The organism is Burkholderia sp. LAS2, assembly GCF_018417615.1.
In the GTDB taxonomy this organism is placed as follows: domain Bacteria; phylum Pseudomonadota; class Gammaproteobacteria; order Burkholderiales; family Burkholderiaceae; genus Burkholderia; species Burkholderia sola.
The window spans coordinates 569502-588843 of record NZ_CP071053.1 but is presented as its reverse complement, the minus strand read 5'-3'; the positions used below and the strand labels follow the sequence as shown (position 1 = coordinate 588843).

17 protein-coding genes are annotated in these 19342 nt (G+C 69.3%); 16 read left to right on the top strand and 1 reads right to left on the bottom strand.

All coding sequences use genetic code 11. The features are described from left to right. The first annotated feature begins 51 nt into the window (after positions 1 to 51). Positions 52 to 1698, top strand: a complete 1647-nt coding sequence (locus JYG37_RS23005; RefSeq protein WP_213346486.1) for an NRAMP family divalent metal transporter — start codon at positions 52 to 54, stop codon at positions 1696 to 1698. A 122-nt stretch (positions 1699 to 1820) separates the two neighbouring features. Here the strand turns inward: JYG37_RS23005 and JYG37_RS23000 are convergent, their stop codons facing one another. Further along, positions 1821 to 2729, bottom strand: a complete 909-nt coding sequence (locus JYG37_RS23000; RefSeq protein WP_050015089.1) for a helix-turn-helix transcriptional regulator — start codon at positions 2727 to 2729, stop codon at positions 1821 to 1823. Positions 2730 to 3010: 281 nt separating this feature from the next. Here JYG37_RS23000 and JYG37_RS22995 point away from each other — a divergent pair, with 281 nt between their 5' ends. The 15 genes from JYG37_RS22995 to asnB all read left to right on the top strand — a co-directional run bounded on the left by JYG37_RS22995 (position 3011) and on the right by asnB (position 19332). After that, positions 3011 to 3844 carry a helix-turn-helix transcriptional regulator gene (locus tag JYG37_RS22995; protein ID WP_050015015.1) on the top strand — a complete coding sequence of 278 codons (834 nt, stop codon included), beginning with the start codon at positions 3011 to 3013 and terminating at the stop codon, positions 3842 to 3844. Between the two features lie 250 nt (positions 3845 to 4094). After that, a complete protein-coding gene (sctV, locus tag JYG37_RS22990; protein ID WP_124638776.1) occupies positions 4095 to 6311 on the top strand; it encodes a type III secretion system export apparatus subunit SctV in 2217 nt (738 codons plus the stop codon). Continuing rightward, entirely contained in the window at positions 6308 to 6586 is a 279-nt protein-coding gene (gene sctS / locus JYG37_RS22985) for a type III secretion system export apparatus subunit SctS (RefSeq protein WP_006480854.1), read from the top strand. Before sctV ends, sctS begins: the two co-directional genes overlap by 4 nt. Further along, the gene (gene sctC, locus JYG37_RS22980) at positions 6586 to 8631 is read left to right on the top strand and encodes a type III secretion system outer membrane ring subunit SctC (RefSeq protein WP_050015018.1); all 2046 of its coding nucleotides are present in this window, start codon (positions 6586 to 6588) and stop codon (positions 8629 to 8631) included. The genes sctS and sctC overlap by 1 nt, the downstream gene beginning before the upstream one ends. Next, entirely contained in the window at positions 8612 to 9970 is a 1359-nt protein-coding gene (sctD, locus tag JYG37_RS22975; RefSeq protein ID WP_124595238.1) for a type III secretion system inner membrane ring subunit SctD, read from the top strand. The genes sctC and sctD overlap by 20 nt, the downstream gene beginning before the upstream one ends. Before the next feature lie 138 nt (positions 9971 to 10108). Further along, complete coding sequence (locus tag JYG37_RS22970) at positions 10109 to 10321, top strand: hypothetical protein (protein WP_050015022.1); 213 nt, start codon at positions 10109 to 10111, stop codon at positions 10319 to 10321. A 124-nt stretch (positions 10322 to 10445) separates the two neighbouring features. After that, positions 10446 to 10922, top strand: coding sequence for a hypothetical protein (locus JYG37_RS22965; protein WP_089489769.1), 477 nt, complete (start codon positions 10446 to 10448; stop codon positions 10920 to 10922). A 53-nt stretch (positions 10923 to 10975) separates the two neighbouring features. Continuing rightward, positions 10976 to 11860 (top strand): type III secretion system inner membrane ring lipoprotein SctJ, encoded by an 885-nt coding sequence (gene sctJ / locus JYG37_RS22960; RefSeq protein ID WP_213346485.1) that lies wholly within the window; start codon positions 10976 to 10978, stop codon positions 11858 to 11860. Next, complete coding sequence (locus JYG37_RS22955; RefSeq protein WP_050015027.1) at positions 11857 to 12597, top strand: SctK family type III secretion system sorting platform protein; 741 nt, start codon at positions 11857 to 11859, stop codon at positions 12595 to 12597. Before sctJ ends, JYG37_RS22955 begins: the two co-directional genes overlap by 4 nt. Continuing rightward, positions 12579 to 13208: a type III secretion system stator protein SctL gene (sctL, locus tag JYG37_RS22950; protein WP_213346484.1), complete on the top strand. Its 630-nt coding sequence runs from the start codon at positions 12579 to 12581 to the stop codon at positions 13206 to 13208. Before JYG37_RS22955 ends, sctL begins: the two co-directional genes overlap by 19 nt. Further along, positions 13205 to 14581 carry a type III secretion system ATPase SctN gene (sctN, locus tag JYG37_RS22945; protein WP_050015031.1) on the top strand — a complete coding sequence of 459 codons (1377 nt, stop codon included), beginning with the start codon at positions 13205 to 13207 and terminating at the stop codon, positions 14579 to 14581. Before sctL ends, sctN begins: the two co-directional genes overlap by 4 nt. Continuing rightward, entirely contained in the window at positions 14574 to 15242 is a 669-nt protein-coding gene (locus JYG37_RS22940) for a hypothetical protein (RefSeq protein ID WP_050015033.1), read from the top strand. Before sctN ends, JYG37_RS22940 begins: the two co-directional genes overlap by 8 nt. Further along, a complete protein-coding gene (gene sctT, locus JYG37_RS22935; protein WP_069619387.1) occupies positions 15236 to 16045 on the top strand; it encodes a type III secretion system export apparatus subunit SctT in 810 nt (269 codons plus the stop codon). Before JYG37_RS22940 ends, sctT begins: the two co-directional genes overlap by 7 nt. Positions 16046 to 16061: 16 nt before the next feature. Then, the gene (locus tag JYG37_RS22930; RefSeq protein ID WP_050015036.1) at positions 16062 to 17093 is read left to right on the top strand and encodes an EscU/YscU/HrcU family type III secretion system export apparatus switch protein; all 1032 of its coding nucleotides are present in this window, start codon (positions 16062 to 16064) and stop codon (positions 17091 to 17093) included. A 268-nt stretch (positions 17094 to 17361) separates the two neighbouring features. Next, positions 17362 to 19332 carry an asparagine synthase (glutamine-hydrolyzing) gene (gene asnB, locus JYG37_RS22925; RefSeq protein WP_050015037.1) on the top strand — a complete coding sequence of 657 codons (1971 nt, stop codon included), beginning with the start codon at positions 17362 to 17364 and terminating at the stop codon, positions 19330 to 19332. Positions 19333 to 19342: the final 10 nt, after the last annotated feature.

Below are 19342 nucleotides of genomic sequence, written 5' to 3'. Positions count from 1 at the left end.
AAGGTCACACGCTCATCGAATCGCATAACCCTTAGCCGTACGGAATACATCATGTCCACGCCCTCCAACGTCTCCCCACCGATCGCGGTCGAGCGCAGCGCCGTGCTCGACGAAGCCCATCTGGGCGACATCCGCGGTGCGCTCGGCACGATCTCGCACCACGACACCGGTGCGCGCGGCACGTGGTGGGCGCGCCTGCGCACGCTGCTCGCGATCATCGGCCCGGGCCTGATCGTGATGGTCGGCGACAACGACGCCGGCGCATTCGGCACCTATACGCAGGCCGGCCAGAACTACGGCACGACGCTGCTGTGGACACTGCTGCTGCTCGTGCCCGTGCTGTACGTGAACCAGGAAATGGTGCTGCGCCTCGGCGCCGTTACGGGCGTCGGCCATGCACGGCTGATCTTCGAACGCTTCGGCAAGTTCTGGGGTGCGTTCAGCGTGATCGACCTGTTTCTGCTCAACGCGCTGACCATCGTCACCGAGTTCATCGGCATCACGTTCGTGCTGGATTTCTTCGGATTGCCGAAGGTGGCCGGCGTGTGCGTGGCCGCGGCCTTGACGATGGCGGCCGTCAGTACCGGCGACTTCCGGCGCTTCGAGCGGTTCGCGATCGGGCTGTGCGTGCTGAGCCTGCTGCTCGTGCCGGTGCTCGTGTCGATCCACCCGCCGGTCGCGCAGATGACGCGCGATTTCTTCGTGCCGAACTGGCCCGTGCACGCGAAGCTGTCGGACGTGATGCTGCTCGTGATCGGTATCGTCGGCACGACGGTCGCGCCGTGGCAATTGTTTTTCCAGCAGAGCTACGTGATCGACAAGCGCATCACGCCGCGCTTCATGAAATATGAAAAGGCCGACTTGTGGATCGGCATCGCGTTCGTGCTGGTCGGCGCGGTCGCGATGATCGGCTTCAGCTCGGCGTTGTTCGGCGGCCATCCGGAAGCCGGCAACTTCACCGACGCGGGCGGCGTCATCGCCGGCCTGGAGCGGTATGCGGGCCGCACGAGCGCGACGCTGTTCGCGGTCGCATTGCTCGACGCGTGCATCATCGGCGCGGCGGCCGTGTCGCTGTCGACCGCCTACGCGATCGGCGACGTGTTCAAGATCCGCCACTCGCTGCACCGCGGCGTGACCGACGCGAAGGGCTTTTATCTCGTGTATTTCGGCATCGTCGCGGCCGCGGCCACGCTCGTGCTGATCCCGGGCAGCCCGCTCGGCCTGCTGACCGAAGCCGTGCAGACGCTCGCCGGCGTGCTGCTGCCGAGCGCGACGGTGTTTCTGCTGGTGCTGTGCAACGACCGCCAGGTGCTCGGCCCCTGGGTCAATTCGACGAAGCTCAACGTGTTCACGGGCGCGGTGATCTGGGTGCTGGTGCTGCTGTCGATCATCCTGACCGCGTCGGTGATGTATCCGGACATCAGCGGCGAAGCGATCGTCGACGTGCTGGTGGGCGGCACCGTGCTCGCGATCGCCGGCTATCTCGCGACGGTACTGATTCGCCGCAACAAGCGCGTCGTCGAGCCGGCCGTCGATCGCTCGCTGCGTGACACGTGGCGCATGCCGCCGCTCGACACGCTGGCGCCGCAGAACATGACGCTCGCGACGCGGATCTGGATGGCCGTGCTGCGCGGCTATCTGGTGATCGCGGTCGGCCTCGTGATCGTGAAGGTCGTGCAGATGACGCTGCTGAAGTAACGGCGATCGTCTGCCAGGAAGCGGCGCCAGACCCGGCGCCGCCCGTCCATGCCGGCCCGCGAGGCCGGCATGTGCGTTTACGCGGGCGATGACGCGCAACGGCGTTGCGCCGTCGCCGCGTGTCAGATCAGCTCGAGCTTCGACGTCAGATACGTGAGTTGGATCCGGTTCGCGACGCCGAAGCGCTTGCGCAGCTTGCGCAGGTGATAGTCGACGTTGTGCGCGCTGGTGTCGAGGCGCCGGCCGATCTCCTTGTCGGACGCACCTTCGGCGATGCCGAGCAGCAGCTCCTGCTCGAACGGCGTGAGCCCGTTGACCGCACGCTCGCGCGATGTCGAGATCAGTTGCGGCGACGCGAACTTGTGGACCGACAGCCCGATCGACAGCGCCTGCTCGATCGTCGCCGGCGTGATCCATTCGCGCGTGCGGCGCGGCGCGGTGAAGCTCATGAACGCGTGCAGCCGCGTGCCGGGCACGGCCATCGAATACATGATGCCGCTGCACATCCCGTCGTCCTGCATCGTCTGCAGGAAGCCGTCGAGCGCGGCCGGGCTCACGGACGGCGCGTCGTCGCGCTCGCGGTGCGCGCGGCGCAATTGCTGCAGATCCCACACGATCGGCATGTTGCACACGCGCGCGCCGAGCGTGCGCGGATCGACGTCGTGATGGCTGTGCCGCACGTAGTCGCCGCGATAGGTGGCCGGCGTGAACGCTTCGTGCAGGTAGAGACTTTCGACGCGCTCGCGCGTGAATTCGAGGGCGAAATACGCGAACGTCGAGAAGCCGGTCAGGTGCAGCAGGCTCGTGACGATACGGTTGCGCTCGGCCGTGCTCTGCGCGAGCGCGAGCGTATCGGCGACGCCGAGCTTCGGCGCGTGCGGCTGCGCGTCGTCGCCGCGCTTCACGTCGTCGCACCAGACGACCTGCACGGCGCGCTCGCGCAGCGCGTCCGCGCCGGCGTTCGACACGCGCGACGAGCGCGGCAAGCTGGTTGGGGCGACCGCTTCTTCATGCAATGCAATATCGGACATGAGCCATCCCTCGGAATCGACGCGCATCGCCTGGCGGCGGCCGTATCGTGTACGGCATTCGCGGCGGTGCGACCGAGCATCGTTGTGATTGCGCCGTCGTCATCCCTGACGAAACGCGGGGGCATTGTACAAAAATGCCGGTGTGTGGGTAATATGCCGTAATACTAATCGCGGCGAAAGTTTCATGTTCGCGTGCATATAACGACGACCAGAAAATCATAAAGAAAAGACCAGATCGTGACGGGGCGCAGTTTCACATATTGGGAAAGGGCGGGCTCCTCATGACATATGCTGATGGCGCACCACGCGTCGAGTGGTTCTCACAAGCCGATATCGCGGCCGCTGCCGCTTATTCGAACGAATATCACACCATCGAGCGTGACGTTTTTACCGGTATTCAAATAGCGCCCGGTAAAACCGACCTTGCGTCATTCGATTTCGCGCAATGCCATGCGCGATTGCGGCAAATCGGATTCAGTACGCTCGGTTACGGCGCGTACGAAATGATCGGGCGCCGCATTCTGCGCGCGCATCTGCTGCGCGATCTCGCGCCGGCGACGTTCATGCAGCCGTTCATCGAAGGGATGCTGTACGAAAGCGACCCGCGCTTCGCGCAGGTGCGGCAGAGCGGCTTCCCGGTCGCGTGGCGGCTCGACGAGATCGAGGCGGCCGCGCAGGGCAGCGGCGATCGCAAGGTGCTGGCGCTCGCCGGCCACTTGCGTGCGCATGCAATGAATAGCGGCGTGATCTTCAGTCTGTCGGCGCCGCGCCTCGACCTGCGCGTCGCGGTGAACCTGACGTCGGAAACGCACGGTACCGAATGGATCGACGATCGCGTGATCGGCGGCGCGCTGTCGGTCAGTCTTGCCGTGCACCGCGTCGCGCTGCCGTTCCTCGAGGCGCGTGTCGCGCGCATGCGCGGCTTCGCGCTCGGCGACGAGCAGCAGCAGGTGCTCGACCGGCTCGTGCACGGGTTGTCCGACCAGGAGATCGCGAGCGCGCTGCGTACGTCGCTGCACAAGGTCGGACACCATATCCGCTCGCTGGAAAAGCAGTTCAACGTACAGAATCGCGCGCAGCTCGCGTACCTCGCCGCGCGGCGGCTGCCGTCCTGATCTGACGTCTTCGGGCACGCGCGCCGGCGGCCCCGGCGCGCGATGGAAGCGGTTCCGGCGACGCGTGCCCGAACCGGCCGCCGGGTTTCGTAGTCCGATTCGATCGTCTGACGAAAACGCGCTTTCACGCTACGAGGCGCGCTTCTTTTTCTTGCGGTTCCCGTCGCTACACTCGTCCCATTCAACGGTCCGCGCAGCACGGGGAAGGCTTGCCCGTGCCAGCCGGCGATAACGACAGGACGACGGCACGATGGCTGAACCGAAGGCGCTCCCCCGCGACTGGCAGCGGTTGTTTTCCGCCGGCCGCGGCGTGTCCGGACGGCGCCTCGGGGGCGCATCGCCGCGCGCCGACCTGTTTCTCGCGACCTTCATCGTCGCGGTCGTCGCGCTGTTCATCCTGCCGCTGCCGCAGACCGCGCTCGACGGGATGATCTCGCTGAATCTCGCGGCGAGCGTCGTGCTGCTGACGGTGTCGACCTACGTGCCGTCGGCGGTCAGCTTCTCGTCGTTCCCCGCGTTGCTGTTGTTTACGACGCTGTTCCGGCTCGCGCTGAACATCGCGTCGTGCAAGCTGATCCTGCTGCATGCGAACGCCGGCCATGTGATCGACGCGTTCGGACGGCTGGTGGTCGGCAACAACGTGGTGGTAGGCGGTGTGGTGTTCCTCGTGATCGCGGTCGTGCAGTTCATCGTGATCGCGAAAGGGTCGGAGCGGGTGGCCGAAGTCGGCGCGCGCTTCTCGCTCGACGCGATGCCGGGCAAGCAGATGAGCATCGACGCGGACCTGCGCGCGGGCATCATCAGCGCCGACGAAGCGCGCGAGCGCCGCGAGAAGCTCGAGCAGGAATCGCAGATGCACGGTGCGATGGACGGCGCGATGAAGTTCGTGAAGGGCGACGCGATCGCGGGCCTCGTGATCGCGTTCATCAACATCGTGGCCGGCATCGCGGTCGGCACGCTGATGCACGGGATGGACATCGGCGAGGCGCTGCAACGTTACGCGATCCTGACGGTCGGCGACGGGATGGCGTCGCAGATTCCGTCGCTGCTGGTGTCGATCGCGGCCGGCATCGTGACGACGCGCGTGGCGACGCGCGATGCGCGGCAGCGCCAGCTCGGCGAACAGCTCGGCGAGCAACTGGGTGCGCACCCGCGCGCGCTGCTGATCGCGGCGTTCGTGCTGACCGGTTTTCTCGTCGTGCCCGGTTTTCCGAAATGGTCGTTCGCGCTGATCGCGCTCGGCCTCGGTGCGTTCGCGTTCTCGCAACTCAAACGCAAGACGTCGGCGCCGAGCTTCAACCTGATTCATGTCGCGGGGCGCGTCGGCGCGGCCGACGACGGCCAGCCCGCGAAGGTGTCGCACGCGGCGGGCGTCACGTCGCTGATCGCGGTGTCGCTGTCCGACGAGCTACGCACGGGCCTGAACCTCGCGCAATTGCAGGCGGCGCTGTCGAGCGCGAAGGCGCGCGTCGACGCGGACATCGGCACGGTGTTTCCGCGCATCACGCTGAACGACGACGAGGGCGCGCCGGCCGGCACGTACCGGATCTACCTGCAGGACGTGCTCGCCGCGCACGGCGCGCTGAAGCCGGGATGGCTGCTGTGGGACGGCGTCGCGCCGCTGCCCGAGCGCGCGGAGCGCCAGCCGGCCGAGGCGTTCGGTCCGTTCGCGACCGCGCTGTGGATCAAGCCGGACGGCGCGGCGCCGGACGGCAAGTGGCTGTCGAGCGAAAGCGCGCTGGCCGCGCACGTCGAGCAGATCGTGCGCCAGCATGCGGACGAGCTGCTCGGCATCCAGGAGACGCAGGCGCTCGTGCATCTGGTGCGCCGCGATCACCCCGAGCTCGTCGGCGAACTGACGCGGCTCGTGCCGCTGCAGCGCGTGACCGAAGTGCTGCGTCGGCTGCTCGCCGAACAGGTGCCGATCCGCAACTTGCGCGTGATCTTCGAGAGCCTGATCACGTGGGCGCCGAACGAGCCCGACGACGTGATCGCGCTGGTCGAACTCGTGCGCGTCGATCTGCGCCGGATGATCACCGACCGTCACGCGGGCACGGCGCGCCAGCTGCGGGTCGTGCTGTTCGAGCAGAACCTGCAGGAGCGGATCGAAAGCGCGGTGATGCGCACGAAGCAGGGCAATTTCCTCGCGCTGTCGAGCGCGGTCAAGCAGGACATCGGCGAGCAGGTGCGCGCGATCGTGCAGGCCGCGCAGGCGGCCGGCCCCGGCGGCCACGGTGGCCACGGCAATGCGCCGGGCGCCGCGCGGCTCGCGGTGATGGTCGCGCTCGGCGCGCGCCGCTACGTGAAGACGATCCTGCAGCCGGTGCTGCCCGAGCTCGCGGTGCTGTCGTACCAGGAAGTCGAGGAGGACGTGCAGTTGCATACGGTCGGCTGGGTGAAGAACCCGCCGGACGACGGCACGGTCGGCGCGGGCGCCGACGTGCGCGCGCCGGGAGCCATGCAATGACGAGTTCGACGATCCTCGACCTGACGCGCCAGGCGCTGATGCTCGTGCTGCTGTTGTCGCTGCCGATCGTGCTGATCGCGACCGTCACCGGCCTCGTCGTCGCGATCCTGCAGGCCGTCACGCAGGTGCAGGACGCCAACATCGGCATCGCGGTGCGGCTGATCGCCGTGATGGTCGCGCTCGTGCTGCTGTCGGGCTGGCTCGGCGGCGAAGTGCTGCGCTTCGCACAGCAGGCGCTGGAACGCATGTTCGTTTCTTCCACAGGAGTCCTTTGATGCGTCGACGCGTCGCCTCGATCCGGTTTCAACCGCGCAGCCTGCAACGGGCCGCGCTTGCCGTGTGTGCGACCGCGCTGCTCACGGCGTCGCTGTGCATGGCGCCCGCGCAGCATGCGCGCGCCGCGGACCTGCGCTGGCGCAACAAGCCGTTCACGATCGTCGCGAACGGCAAGAAGATCGGCGACTTCATCCGCGAGCTCGCGTCGTCCCAGGGCGTGACGGCGGTGGTCGACCCGAAGGTCGACGGCGTGATCAGCGGCCGCTTTTCCGGCACGCCGCAGCAGACGCTCGACACGATCTGCTCGACCTACGGGCTCACGTGGTACTACGACGGCTCGTTCCTGTACGTCGATCCGGCCGACCAGTCGCAAACGCAGATGATCCCGATCCCGCCGAACGCGTCCGGCGAAATCGGCCGCGCGCTGCAGGCGATGCAGATTCCGGACAAGCGCTACACGCTGGTGATCAACGATCGCGCGAACAGCGTGTACGTGGCCGGCCCGCGCCGCTACGTCGAGCTCGTGCGGCAGGCGATCGGCTCGGTCGGCGATCCGTCGGCGAACGGCGCGCATGCGGACATCCGCGCGTTCCGTCTGAAATACGGCTGGGCGTCGGATTTCACGATCAATCGCTCGGGCAAGGAAGTGACGGTGCCGGGCGTCGCGACGATCCTGCGCCGGCTGTTCGGCAAGACCGGCGACACGGTCGCGGCGCCGTCGAGCACGCCGCTCGGGCAGGCCGCGCGCCAGGTGAAGCTCGGCTCGGGGCTGACGATTGCGGTGCCGCGCCTCGACTTCCCCGACATCTCCGGCGGCCCGCGGCAGGGCGGCTACGGCGGTGCGGACGGCAGCATGGGCGGCGGGTTCTCGCCGTTCTCGAACAACGGCGGCGGCGACACGCTGCCGCAGATCGTCGCCGATCCCGCGATCAACGCGGTGATCGTGCGCGACCTGCCGGAGAACATGTACCGCTACCAGTCGCTGATCGGCCAGCTCGACGAGCGGCCGCGCATCGTCGAGATCAACGTGACGATCATCGACATCAACGAGGATTCGCTCGACAGCCTCGGGATCGACTGGCGCCTGCACACGACGCACGGCGACGTACAGATCGGCAACGGCCAGAACGCGCTGAACGGCAACACGCAGTACAACGGCGCCGGCAACCCGCCGCTGACGTTCGGCATCGGCACGTCGGAAACCGGGCAGACGGGCGCGTTCATGCCGACCGGCATCGCGCTGACCGCATCGATCGGCGGGTCGCTGCGCAACTACCTGCTCACGCGCGTGAACGCGCTCGCGCAGAAAGGCCAGGCGCAACTGCGATCGAAGCCGAAGGTGCTCGCGCTCGACAACACCGAGGCGATCCTCGAGAACCTCACGCAGTTCTACGTGCAGGTGCCGGGCTATCAGGATTCGTCGCTGTACAGCGTGACGACCGGCACCAGCATCAAGGTGACGCCGATGATCGTCGACGAGGCGATCCGCAACGCGGCCGCCGTGTCCGGCAACTCGCAGAGCGTGATGATGTCGATCGACATCCAGGACGGCAACATCGTGCCGGGGCAGGCCGTGTCGAACGTGCCGGTGATCCAGCAGCGCAACATCGTCACCAAGACGATGATCGACGAAGGCAAGAGCCTGCTGATTGCCGGTTTCAACGACGACGAGGTGCGGCTGAACAAGAGCGGCGTGCCCTGGCTGTCCGACATTCCGCTGATCGGCAACCTGTTCAAGTACACCGACAAGTCGGGCAACCACATGGAGCGGTTCTACCTGCTGACGCCGCGCGTCGTGACGAATGCGTCGATGTATGCGCCGGACGGCTCGCCCGTGAACCCGGGCGTCGACGGTCCGGCGAACCCTGAAGGGCTGTCGATGTATCGGCCGCCGGACAACGACGTCGCGGTGCCGCTGACGCCGAAGCCGCTGCCCGGCACGAAGTTCGGTCCGCCCGCGTTGCCGCCGCCGCCTGCGGGCGCGGCGTCGCAGCCGGCGGCGACGACCGCAGGAGTGGTCACGCATGTCGACGAGCATCATTGATCCGCACGGCGACGGCGCGTTGCCCGGCGGCGCGGGAAGCGCGGGGGCCGGTTCGGCCGCGCTCGCGTCGCCGTGGAACCTGTGCTTCCTGAGCGGGCCGATGTACGGCCGCACGATGTCGCTCGCACGCGGCGCGAACTGGGTCGGCACGGCGGCCGATTGCGAAGTGATCTTGCCCGATCGCGAGATCGGCGCGAAACAGGTATGCCTGCAGGTCGGCGCGCTCGCGGTGACCGTGCAGAACCACGGCGGCGACACCGGTGCGCCGGTGCTGTTCAACGACGAGCCGCTCGGCAGCGGCCGCCGCTCGCTGACGCCGAACGACGTCGTGACGGTCGGCTCGATCCGGCTCGGCATCGCACGGCATGCGCAGGCGAGCGTCGCGTTGCCCGACGAAACCGATACGCCGGACACCGCGCGCGAGGCCGCATGGCTCGGCTGGCTCACCGGCGGGCTGCGGCGGCTGGGCAGCCGGCGGCTCGTGATCGCGCTGGTCGCGCTGTGGGTCGGCGTGCTGCTCGGCGCACTCGGCTACGGCTTCGTCGCATGGTCGGGGCGCCTGCCGTGGCAGCACGAATCGGTGCTCGCGCGCACGCACCGGCTGCAGCAGCTGCTGCACGCGTATCCGGAGCTGGCGGTCGCGCCGCGCGACGACGGCGTGATCGTGTCGGGTTACGTGAGCGACCCGGCCGCGCGCGAGCGCGTCGCGCAGATCGTCGCGGGCGTCGACAACGCGGCGCTCGGCAACATCTACGTGGTCAGCGATCTGGTCGCGACCGCGCAGACCTATTTCAGCGATACGGCGCTGACGGTCACGTATCTCGGGCGCGGCCGGATCGAGCTGACGGGCACGGCCGCGCGCGCGCAGATCGAGCCGCGCATCCGCAACTACATGAAGGATGCCCGGCCGGCGCTCGAGGTGGTCGATCACGTGCGCGACGCCGATGCGGCCGCGCCGCGCACGGCGACGACGCTCGGCGGCACGGCGGGCATTCCGGAGATCACGACCGTGTTCGCGGGCGACGGCGACCAGCGCTACATCGAGACGGTCGACGGCAGCCGCTATTTCGAAGGCGCGCGGCTGAAGGAGGGTGCGACCGTCGTGTCGATCGGCCCGGACGAAGTGGTGTTCGAGCGCAACGGCCAGCGCATCACGATGCCGCTCGGCGGCCCGTCGGCGCATGCGCCCGAGCAGGCGCCGGCGCCGCCCGTGGCGCCGCTCGCGAGCGGGGCGGCGGCAGGCGTCGCGCAGCCGGTGCCGGGACCGACGCTGTTGCCCGATGCGCCGGCGACGCCAGCCGTCGCGGCGGCCGGCGCATCGAAAGGCGCGACGCACTAGCGTCGCGACAGGATCAGCGCAGCGCGTTTCGCGATGCGCGCATTACGCGACACGCCGCGCATGCGGCGCGTCACGTCGCCGGCGGGGCATGGGGCCGCCGCCGGAAGGTGGTGTGTGGTTCACGTAAAGGAGCGAAGCATGGGTACCTCGGCAACAGGTGGTGTGACGAACACGGGCGACGTGCAGAAGCAGGCCGACGACCTGACCAAGACGCAGCTCGAACTGACCAAGATCAACTTCCAGGTTCAGCAATCGACTGCGACGTTCGAAACCAGCAACGCAGTGACCGCGCAGGAAGGGACGGCGAACGCCCAGGTTGCGCAACACCTGAGTTCCGCCGGCCGCGCGTGACGCCGGTCGCCGGCCGCGCCGCGCGACGTCGCATGCCGGGGCCGCCCGTGACGGGCGCCCGGTGTGGCGTCGATGCGTGCCGGCCGGCCCGTTCCCGGCTCTGCCGGTCAAGGAGGACACGATCATGTCGGTAACAGGCGTAGGCGCGGCGCCGCCGGGCGCGGCGGCGCTCGCGAGTGCCGCGCAGCAAACGGGCACGGCGTCCGATCCGGCGCAGGTGCGCCAGTTCGATGCGCTGATGCAGCCGGGCGCGTCGGCGGCCGCCCCGCCGTCTTCGTCGGGCGTCGCGATGGCGCGCGCGCCGGCGGATGCGGCGCCGGCCGTGCAGATGACGCCCGCGCAGGCCAACCAGTCGTCGCTCGTCGAGCGGTTGCGCACGTACGGCAACGATCTCGATTCGCGGTACGCGAACATCGACAAGCATCGCAACGAGATGCTGACGTCGATGGCGGACAGCCGCAGCGACCCGCTGATGACGATGGTGAAGGCGATGGATTTCCAGTGGACCGCAACCACCACGATTTCGGAATACCAGTTGAGCCTGTCGGTTGCGCAGGCGGCGAACGGCTTCACGCATACGGTGCTGAAGACGCAGGAGTGAAAGCGCGTGCGGGCCGGAGGATACGGCCTCATGCGCCCTGACGCGGAAAAACGATGACGACGATCGATTCGACGCCGCGCATGCATGCGTGGCGCAGCCGGGCGGCGCGCGCGCTGCTCGCGGGGCTGCTCGTGCTGTTGGCCGGGTGCCAGAAGGAGCTGTACTCGGGCCTGTCGGAGCGCGACGCGAACCAGATGATCGCGGTGCTCGGCGACGCGGGCATCAGCGCGTCGAAGGACAACGACGCGCGCGACACGTCGGACCGCAACGCGTGGCTCGTGAGCGTCGCGGACGGCGACATGCAGTCTGCGCTCACGGTGCTGCACGCGAACGGGCTGCCGAAGCCGAGCTATGCGAGCCTGGGCGAGCTGTTCCAGAAGCAGGGCCTCGTGTCGACGCCGGCCGAGGAGCGCGTGCGCTACCTGTACGGCGTGTCGCAGGACCTGTCGCGCACGCTGCAGGACATCGAGGGCGTGGTCGTCGCGCGCGTGCAGGTCGTGATTCCGGAGAACGATCCGCTCGCGGACAAGATCAAGCCGTCGTCGGCCGCGGTGTACATCCGCTATCGGCCGGGCGTCGACTTGCGCGCGATGGCGCCGATGGTCAAGGATCTCGTCGCGCACAGCATCGAAGGGCTGCAGTACGACAACGTGTCGCTGTTCCTGCAGCCGGCCGCCGCGCGCGCGACGCGCGTGGACGGAATCGGCAGCGCGGTGTCGGACATCCTGCGGCTGCGCTCGCCGCTCGGCTGGCTCGTGTTCGCGCTGATCCTGCTGACCTGCGCGGTGATCGCGCTGTCGGCCGCGCGGCGCGGGATGTTCGGCGCGCGGCTCGCGGGGCTGCTCGGCGCACCGCGCGGCGCGAACGGCGACGGCGCGGCCCCGCAGCAGGCAGGCGGCGGGCTGCGCACGCCGGACGGCGCGCGCGACGGCGCATGAGCGATTCGCACGCGCTGCCGCCGGGCGACGCGTCTGACGCGACGCGGCTGCCATGGCTGCACCCGCTTGCGCCGCCGCCGGCCGCGCGCGCTGCCGCGTTCCATGCGCTCGTCTGCGATTTCAACCTGCGGCCCGACCGCTATCTGCACGTGACCCGCGTGCCGGCCGACTGGCCCGCGCGCTACCGTTCGCCGGACGCGTTCGGCGCGGCCGGCCGCAAGCTGCTCGCGCGGCATTTGCTCGACGCGAACGGCGTGGCCGACCGGCACGACTTCGACGTCGCGAACCCGTGCGCGCGGCTCGCGCTGCTGCCGGGCGCGGCGCTCGAGCAACTGGCCGCGTATGCGGGGCTGCTGCTGCACCGCGCGTGGCTGCGCGACGCGCTGGCCGGGCGCCGCATCCGCGCGGAAGTCGCGGCGCGGCTCGGCGGCGATGCGCTCGAGCTGGCGCTCGAACGCGCGCCGGAATTCGGCGCGCTCGCGGAAACGCTCGAACCGTGGCGCGCCGATCCCGCCGCGCTGCCGGTCGTGATCCGCGCGCGCGGCGGCCGGCTGCTCGCGGATTTCATCGGCGTGGCCGGCGATGCGGTCGCGCGGCGCGTGCGCCTGAAATTCAACCGTGCGATCGACGACGAGGCGCCGTACTGGCTGAACCGCGCGCAGCGCGATCAGTTCGGCGAACTGATGTTCCTGTTTCTGATTCCCGAGAGGCTTGCGTCATGGGACTGGCTTTTCTGATCACGAGCGACAACCTGCAGCTGCTGTCCGAGCGCAAGGTGCTCAAGGAGCGCGAATACGCGGCGCTGCTCGACGCGTCCGCGGTGATCGCGACCGCGCATGAAGAGGCGGCACGCATCGTCGCCGACGCGCAGCGCGAATTCGACAAGCGCCAGGCGGCCGGCTACGACGAAGGCATGCGCCGCGCGCAGCGCGAGCAGGCCGCGCAGGCGTACACGCAGGCGCTCGCCGCCACGCGCACGATGGAGACGATGAAGGACGCGATGGCCGATATCGTCGTGAAAGCCGTGCGCGCGATCGTCGGCGAGATGAGCACGCAGAAGCTGTACGAGGCCGCGCTCACGCGGATCGCGCCGCTCGTGCGCGACGAGGCGTTCCTGATCGTGCGTATCGCGCCCGGCCGCACCGACGAGATGCGCGATGCGCTCGACGGCGCATTCGCCGGGCAGTCGAACCGGCAGAAGATCCGCATCGTCGAGGACGCTCGACTCGAACGCAACGCGTGCACGGTCGAGACGCCGTCCGGGCGCATCGACGCGAGCCTCGACCTGCAGATCGACGCGTTGCGCCAGGCGATTCGCCGCGACGCGCTGAAGGGGGCCGCGCGATGAACGCGCCGCTCGACGATCCGCCGTCGTTCGGCGACGACGACGGCGCGCCGTTCGATCGCGGCCGCCTCGTCGGCGAACTCGACGCGGGGCTCGCGTTTTTTTCGCCGGTGTCGGTGCAGGGCCGCGTCAACCATGCGGTCGGGCAGATATTGAACGCGACGGGCATTCGCGCGCGGCTCGGCGAGATCTGCGAGCTGCGCACGCCGAACCAGCCGACGCTGCTTGCGGAGGTGGTCGGCTTCTCGCGGCAGACGACGCTGCTCACGCCGCTCGGCGACGTGGCCGGGCTGTCGCCGGAGACGACCGTCGTGCCGTCCGGGCGCGAGCATGTGTTCCCGGTGGGCGAAGGGCTGTTCGGCCGCGTGCTCGACGGGCTCGGCCGGCCGCTCGACGATCGCGGGCCGGTGACGGGCGCCGCGTGGGTATCGACGCAGCAGGACCCGCCGAATCCGCTTGCGCGCAAGCTGATCGACACGCCGTTTCCGACCGGCGTGCGCGTGATCGACGGCCTGATGACGCTCGGCGTCGGGCAGCGCGTCGGCATCTTCGCGCCGTCGGGCGTCGGCAAGAGCACGCTGCTCGGGATGATCGCGCGCGGCGCGCAGGCCGACGTGAACGTGATCGCGCTGGTCGGCGAACGCGGTCGCGAGGTGCGCGAATTCATCGAGCACAGCCTGTCGCCGGAGGTGCGCGCGCGTTCGATCGTCGTCGTGTCGACGTCGGACCGCCCCGCGATGGAGCGCGTGAAATCCGCGCTGGTCGCGACCGCGATCGCCGAGCACTTTCGCGATGCGGGCAAGCGCGTGCTGCTGCTGGTCGATTCGCTGACGCGCTTCGCCCGCGCGCAGCGCGAGGTCGGCCTCGCGAGCGGCGAGCCGCCAACGCGGCGCAGCTTTCCGCCGTCGACGTTCGCGGTGCTGCCGCGCCTGCTCGAACGCGCGGGGCAGGGCGCGCGCGGATCGATCACCGCGCTGTACACGGTGCTCGTCGAAGGCGATGAGGAATCCGACCCGATCGCCGAGGAAGTGCGCTCGATTCTCGACGGCCATATCGTGCTGTCGCGCAAGATCGCGCTCGCGAACCGCTATCCGGCGATCGACGTGCTCGCGAGCCTGTCGCGCGTGATGCCGCTTGTCGCGAGCCGCGCGCACCAGCATGCGGCCGCGCGCGTGCGCGAGCTGATCGCGAAGTACCAGGAAATCGAGCTGCTCGTGCAGATCGGCGAGTATCGCGAAGGCAGCGACCGGCTCGGCGATCTCGCGCTGCGTGCGCGCGACGCGATCGGCGCGTTCTGCGCGCAGGCGTCGGACGAGGACGTGCGCTTCGACGCGCTGCTCGCGAAACTGACGAAGCTGGCGAACGATCATGTCTGAAGCCGACGACCGTCTCGTGCTCGCGACGCTCGCCCGCCTGAAGCGCGTGCGCGAGATGCGCAGCCAGATCGCGCGCGTCGCGGCCGCGCGCCAGCAGGGCATCGCCGCGCAGAGCCGGCGCGCGCTGGCGGCCGCGCAGGCGCAGCTCGCGCAGCAGGTCGCCGCGAAGGCCGCGATCCAGACACGGCTCGCCGACGACGTGCGCGAAGCGCGCGCATTGCAGGACGCGGCGGCCGATACGCGCACGTTCGACCGGCATATCGGCACCGCGAACGCGTCGGTGAGCGAGGCCGCGCACGTGCATCGCGGCCACGAGGCGACGCTCGCCGACCTGCAGCGCGCCGCGCGCAAGGCGAAGGCCGCCGAGGACAAGCTGGACAAGGCCGGCGAGAAGGCGCTGCACGCGCGCGCCGCGCGGGTCGAGCGCGACGCCGACGAGGTCGCGGACGGCTACGCGGTGCGGCGCTTCGCGACGGGCGGCACCTGGGTGGCCGGCGCGGGCGACGCGGCCGGTCATGCGTCCACGCCGCCGGAGGCCGCCGCCGCGTTCGATGCGGCAATGACCGAAGCGGAAACCGGTGCCGACATCACGGCTGAAACCGGCCCGTCCGCCTCGCCCGACGACTCCGCCCCGCCGGCCGTCGCGGAGCGCCGATGCTAGACCAGGCCGCGGGTTTCAACGACGTCGCCGGCATGCTGCGGCCGCTGCTCTACGTGATGCCGCGCCTGCTGCCGATCATGTTCGTCGTGCCGGTGTTCAACGAGCAGATCATCACGGGCCTCGTGCGCAACGGGATCGCGGTCGTGATCGCCGCGTTCGTCGCGCCGACGATCGACGCCGCGCAGGTCGCCGCGCTGCCGTTCCTGATGTGGTGCCTGCTCGTCGCGAAGGAGGCGGTGGTCGGCATGCTGCTCGCGGGCGCGTTCAGCGCGGTGCTGTTCGCGATCCAGGGCGTCGGCTACCTGATCGACTTCCAGACCGGCAGCGGCAGCGCCGCGTTCTTCGATCCGATGGGCGGGCACGAGGGCGGCCCGACGTCCGGATTCCTGAATTTCGTCGCGATCGCGCTGTTCGTCACGGCGGGCGGCTTGCAGGTGCTCGTGCAACTGTTCGCGCAGTCGTACGCATGGTGGCCGATCGGCTCGCTCGGCCCCGATTTCTCGTCGATGCTGCAAACCTTCATCGTGCGGCAGACCGATACGATCTTCGAATGGATGGTGAAGCTCGCCGCGCCGGTCACGATCGTGCTGGTGCTCGTCGAACTCGGCATCGGCCTGGTCGGGCGCGCGGTGCCGCAGCTCAACATCTTCGTGTTCTCGCAGCCGCTGAAGAGCGCGCTCGCGCTGCTGATGATGGTCCTGTTCCTGCCGGTGGTGTACGCGTCGCTGCATTCGCTGCTGAGCCCCGACAGCGGGCTGATGGCGCTGCTGCGCGCGCTGTTCGCCGCGCACGGCGGCGGCTGAGCGCGCGGGAGCCGACATGGCCGAAAAGGACCAGAAACCGACCGCGAAGCGCCTGCGCGAGGCGCGCGAGAAGGGCGACGTACCGAAGAGCGCGGAAACGGTGTCGTCGGCGTTCTTCGTCGGCGTGTGCGTGGCGCTCGCGGTGGGCATCGGTTCGATGTTCGCGCGATTGCAGGCGCTGTTCCGGCTCGTGTTCGACGCGGTCGGCGCCGCCGATCCGTCCGCGCGGCTCGCGGTGCTGATCGACGGCGCCGCGCGCGACTGGGCCACGCAGTCCGCGCAGATCGTCGCGGCCGGGCTGCTGGCGGGGCTGCTTGCGGGCTTCGTGCAGGTGGGCGGCGTGATGGCGTGGAGCCGCCTCGTGCCGCAGTTGTCGCGGCTCAACCCGGCCGAGGGGATGAAGAACCTGTGGTCGCTGCGCAACCTGGTCAACCTCGCGAAGATGCTGCTGAAGACGGCGCTGCTCGTCGCGACGCTCGGCTGGCTGATCGTCGAGTCGCTCGATCCGGCCGTGCAGTCGGGCTTCACGCGGCCGGTCTCGATCCTCGCGCTGATCGTGAAGCTGCTGATGCTGCTGTTCGGCTGGGCCGCGCTGATCTACATCGTGATGGCGCTGATCGACATCGTGCACCAGCGGCACGAATTCAACCAGAAAATGAAAATGTCGATCGACGAAGTGCGGCGCGAGCACAAGGAGGACGAAGGCGATCCGCACATCGAGGCGAAGCGCCGCCAGCTCGCGCGCGAAGTGCAGTTCGCATCGCTGCCGGACCGGGTCGGCTATGCGTCGGTGGTCGTCTATTCGCCGCGCGTCGCGGTCGCGCTCTACTACGGCGGGATGGGCTCGCTGCCGTGGGTGCTCGCGCGCGGCGAGGGCGACGCGGCCGAGCGGATCGTGCGGCTGGCCCGCGACGCGCTGCGCCCGACGCTCGCGAACGTCGGGCTCGCGCAGGCGCTGTACGAGACGACACCCGAGAACGGCACGATCCAGCCGCAGCACTTCCGCGAGGTCGCGCAGTTGCTGAAATGGGCGACCGGCGCCGCGTGACGCGGCGTTCCGGAGGGCGTCATGCCGGTATGCCCCCCTTTTTTTGCCTGCCTTGCCTGCCGGCCATCCGGCGGGATTCGATATGGCCCCGTGATCTGGCCATCCGCACGCGGCGCTTGACGTCCATTTTTTTCCGGACGGTGCCCGCATTCACTGGTGAATTATTGCTGATTTATTTCTTCGTAATATGGCTCGACCGTCATGCCCGACGGCGGGCCGCGAGGTGCGCGGTGCGTGACGGAACAGGTCAACAGGGGCAGACAAATCAATGTGCGGAATCGACGGCTTTCTGAATAGCGTCGCCTTCGATGAGGAGACAGCGCGCGGCACGCTCGCGCGAATGACGGCGAGCCTCGCGCATCGCGGGCCGGACGGGCAGGGCATCTGGGTCGACCCGGAAGCCGGCATCGCGCTCGGCCACCGGCGGCTCGCGATCGTCGACCTGTCGGTGCACGGCCGGCAGCCGATGGCTTCCGCGTGCGGCCGCTACGTCCTCGTCTTCAATGGCGAAATCTACAACCATCGCGAACTGCGCGCGGAGCTCGAGCGCACGGGGCGCGCACCGGCGTGGCGCGGCCACTCCGACAGCGAGGTGCTGATCGCGGCGATCGTCGCGTGGGGCGTCGAGGCCACGTTGCGGCGCGCGACCGGCATGTTCGCGTTCGCGCTGTGGAATCGCGCGTCGCGGGTGCTGACGCTCGCGCGCGACCGGATCGGCGAGAAGCCGCTCTACTACGGCCGGATCGGCGACGCGCTCGTGTTCGCGTCCGAGCTGAAGGCGTTGCGCGGCTATCCGGGCTTCGACGGCACGATCGACCGCGACGCGCTGTGCCTGTATCTGCGCCAGTCGAGCGTGCCCGCGCCTTACACGATCTATCGCGGCATCCGCAAGCTGCCGCCCGGCACGTACATCCAGTTCGAACATGCGCGCGACACGCCGCGCGTGCGTGCGTACTGGACGCTCGAACAGGCGATCGAGGCGGGCCGCGCGCAGCCGTTCGAGGGCAGCGCCGGCGAAGCCGTCGATCAGCTCGACACGATCCTGCGCCAGGCCGTCGCGCGGCAGATGGAAGCCGACGTGCCGCTCGGCGCGTTCCTGTCGGGCGGCATCGATTCGTCGGCGATCGTCGCACTGATGCAGGCGCAATCGGCGTCGCCGGTCGACACGTTTACGATCGGCTTTCACGAGGCCGGCTACGACGAGGCCGGTTACGCGAAGGCCGTCGCGCGCCATCTCGGCACGCGCCATACCGAGCTTTACGTGACGGCCGACCACGCGCTCGGCGTCGTGCCGAAGCTGCCGTCGATCTACGACGAGCCGTTTTCCGATGCGTCGCAGATCCCGACTTTTCTGGTGTCCGAACTGACGCGCCGGCACGTGAAGGTGAGCCTGTCCGGCGACGGCGGCGACGAGCTGTTCGGCGGCTATACGCGCTACTTCCTGACGCCGCGCCTGTGGCGCAAGCTGCATCGCGTGCCGGCGGCGGTGCGCGCGCGGATCGCCGCCGCGCTGCATGCGTTGCGGCCCGATCACGCGGACCAGCTCGCGGCCGTCGCGCAGGGCGCATGGGGCGGCGGCGTGGAAGCGCGCGAATCGTCGTCGCGCATCGGCGATCGCCTGCACAAGCTCGGCCATGTGATGACCGCCGAGAGCCGCATCGGGCTGTACCGGCTGCTGATGTCGTCCGTGCATCATCCGGAGCGCATCGCGCTGGCGGGGCAGGAGCCGCCGACGCCGCTCGACACGGTATCCGCGTGGCCCGCGCACCTGAGCTTCGCCGAGCAGGCGATGGCGATCGACACGCTCACGTACCTGCCGACCGACATCCTCGCGAAGGTCGATCGCGCGGCGATGGCCGTGAGCCTCGAGACGCGCATGCCGTTCCTCGATCATCACGTCGTCGAATTCGCGTGGCGCGTGCCGGCGTCGGTGCGCTTGCCGGAAGGGCAGTCGAAGGCGCTGCTGCGCCGGCTGCTCGACCGGTACGTGCCGTCCGCGCTGATCGACCGGCCGAAGCAGGGCTTCTGCGCGCCCGTCGACCACTGGCTGCGCGGCGCGCTGCGCGACTGGGCCGACGCGCTGCTGCGGCCGTCGCGCCTGCGCGACGAAGGCTTCTTCGATGCGGCGGCGGTCGAGCGGCTGTGGCGCCAGCACCAGACGGGCCGGATGAACTGGCAGCACCAGCTGTGGACGGTGCTGATGTTCCAGGCGTGGCTGGAACATCAGCGGGCGACGTGATGCGGCGTGC

Excerpts from the sequence above, each read along its gene's own strand:
- JYG37_RS23005 (WP_213346486.1), top strand. The coding sequence starts at position 52 with ATGTCCACGCCCTCCAACGTCTCCCCACCGATCGCGGTCGAGCGCAGC.
- JYG37_RS23000 (WP_050015089.1), bottom strand. The coding sequence starts at position 2,729 with ATGTCCGATATTGCATTGCATGAAGAAGCGGTCGCCCCAACCAGCTTG.
- JYG37_RS22995 (WP_050015015.1), top strand. The coding sequence starts at position 3,011 with ATGACATATGCTGATGGCGCACCACGCGTCGAGTGGTTCTCACAAGCC.
- sctV (WP_124638776.1), top strand. The coding sequence starts at position 4,095 with ATGGCTGAACCGAAGGCGCTCCCCCGCGACTGGCAGCGGTTGTTTTCC.
- sctS (WP_006480854.1), top strand. The coding sequence starts at position 6,308 with ATGACGAGTTCGACGATCCTCGACCTGACGCGCCAGGCGCTGATGCTC.
- sctC (WP_050015018.1), top strand. The coding sequence starts at position 6,586 with ATGCGTCGACGCGTCGCCTCGATCCGGTTTCAACCGCGCAGCCTGCAA.
- sctD (WP_124595238.1), top strand. The coding sequence starts at position 8,612 with ATGTCGACGAGCATCATTGATCCGCACGGCGACGGCGCGTTGCCCGGC.
- JYG37_RS22970 (WP_050015022.1), top strand. The coding sequence starts at position 10,109 with ATGGGTACCTCGGCAACAGGTGGTGTGACGAACACGGGCGACGTGCAG.
- JYG37_RS22965 (WP_089489769.1), top strand. The coding sequence starts at position 10,446 with ATGTCGGTAACAGGCGTAGGCGCGGCGCCGCCGGGCGCGGCGGCGCTC.
- sctJ (WP_213346485.1), top strand. The coding sequence starts at position 10,976 with ATGACGACGATCGATTCGACGCCGCGCATGCATGCGTGGCGCAGCCGG.
- JYG37_RS22955 (WP_050015027.1), top strand. The coding sequence starts at position 11,857 with ATGAGCGATTCGCACGCGCTGCCGCCGGGCGACGCGTCTGACGCGACG.
- sctL (WP_213346484.1), top strand. The coding sequence starts at position 12,579 with ATGGGACTGGCTTTTCTGATCACGAGCGACAACCTGCAGCTGCTGTCC.
- sctN (WP_050015031.1), top strand. The coding sequence starts at position 13,205 with ATGAACGCGCCGCTCGACGATCCGCCGTCGTTCGGCGACGACGACGGC.
- JYG37_RS22940 (WP_050015033.1), top strand. The coding sequence starts at position 14,574 with ATGTCTGAAGCCGACGACCGTCTCGTGCTCGCGACGCTCGCCCGCCTG.
- sctT (WP_069619387.1), top strand. The coding sequence starts at position 15,236 with ATGCTAGACCAGGCCGCGGGTTTCAACGACGTCGCCGGCATGCTGCGG.
- JYG37_RS22930 (WP_050015036.1), top strand. The coding sequence starts at position 16,062 with ATGGCCGAAAAGGACCAGAAACCGACCGCGAAGCGCCTGCGCGAGGCG.
- asnB (WP_050015037.1), top strand. The coding sequence starts at position 17,362 with ATGTGCGGAATCGACGGCTTTCTGAATAGCGTCGCCTTCGATGAGGAG.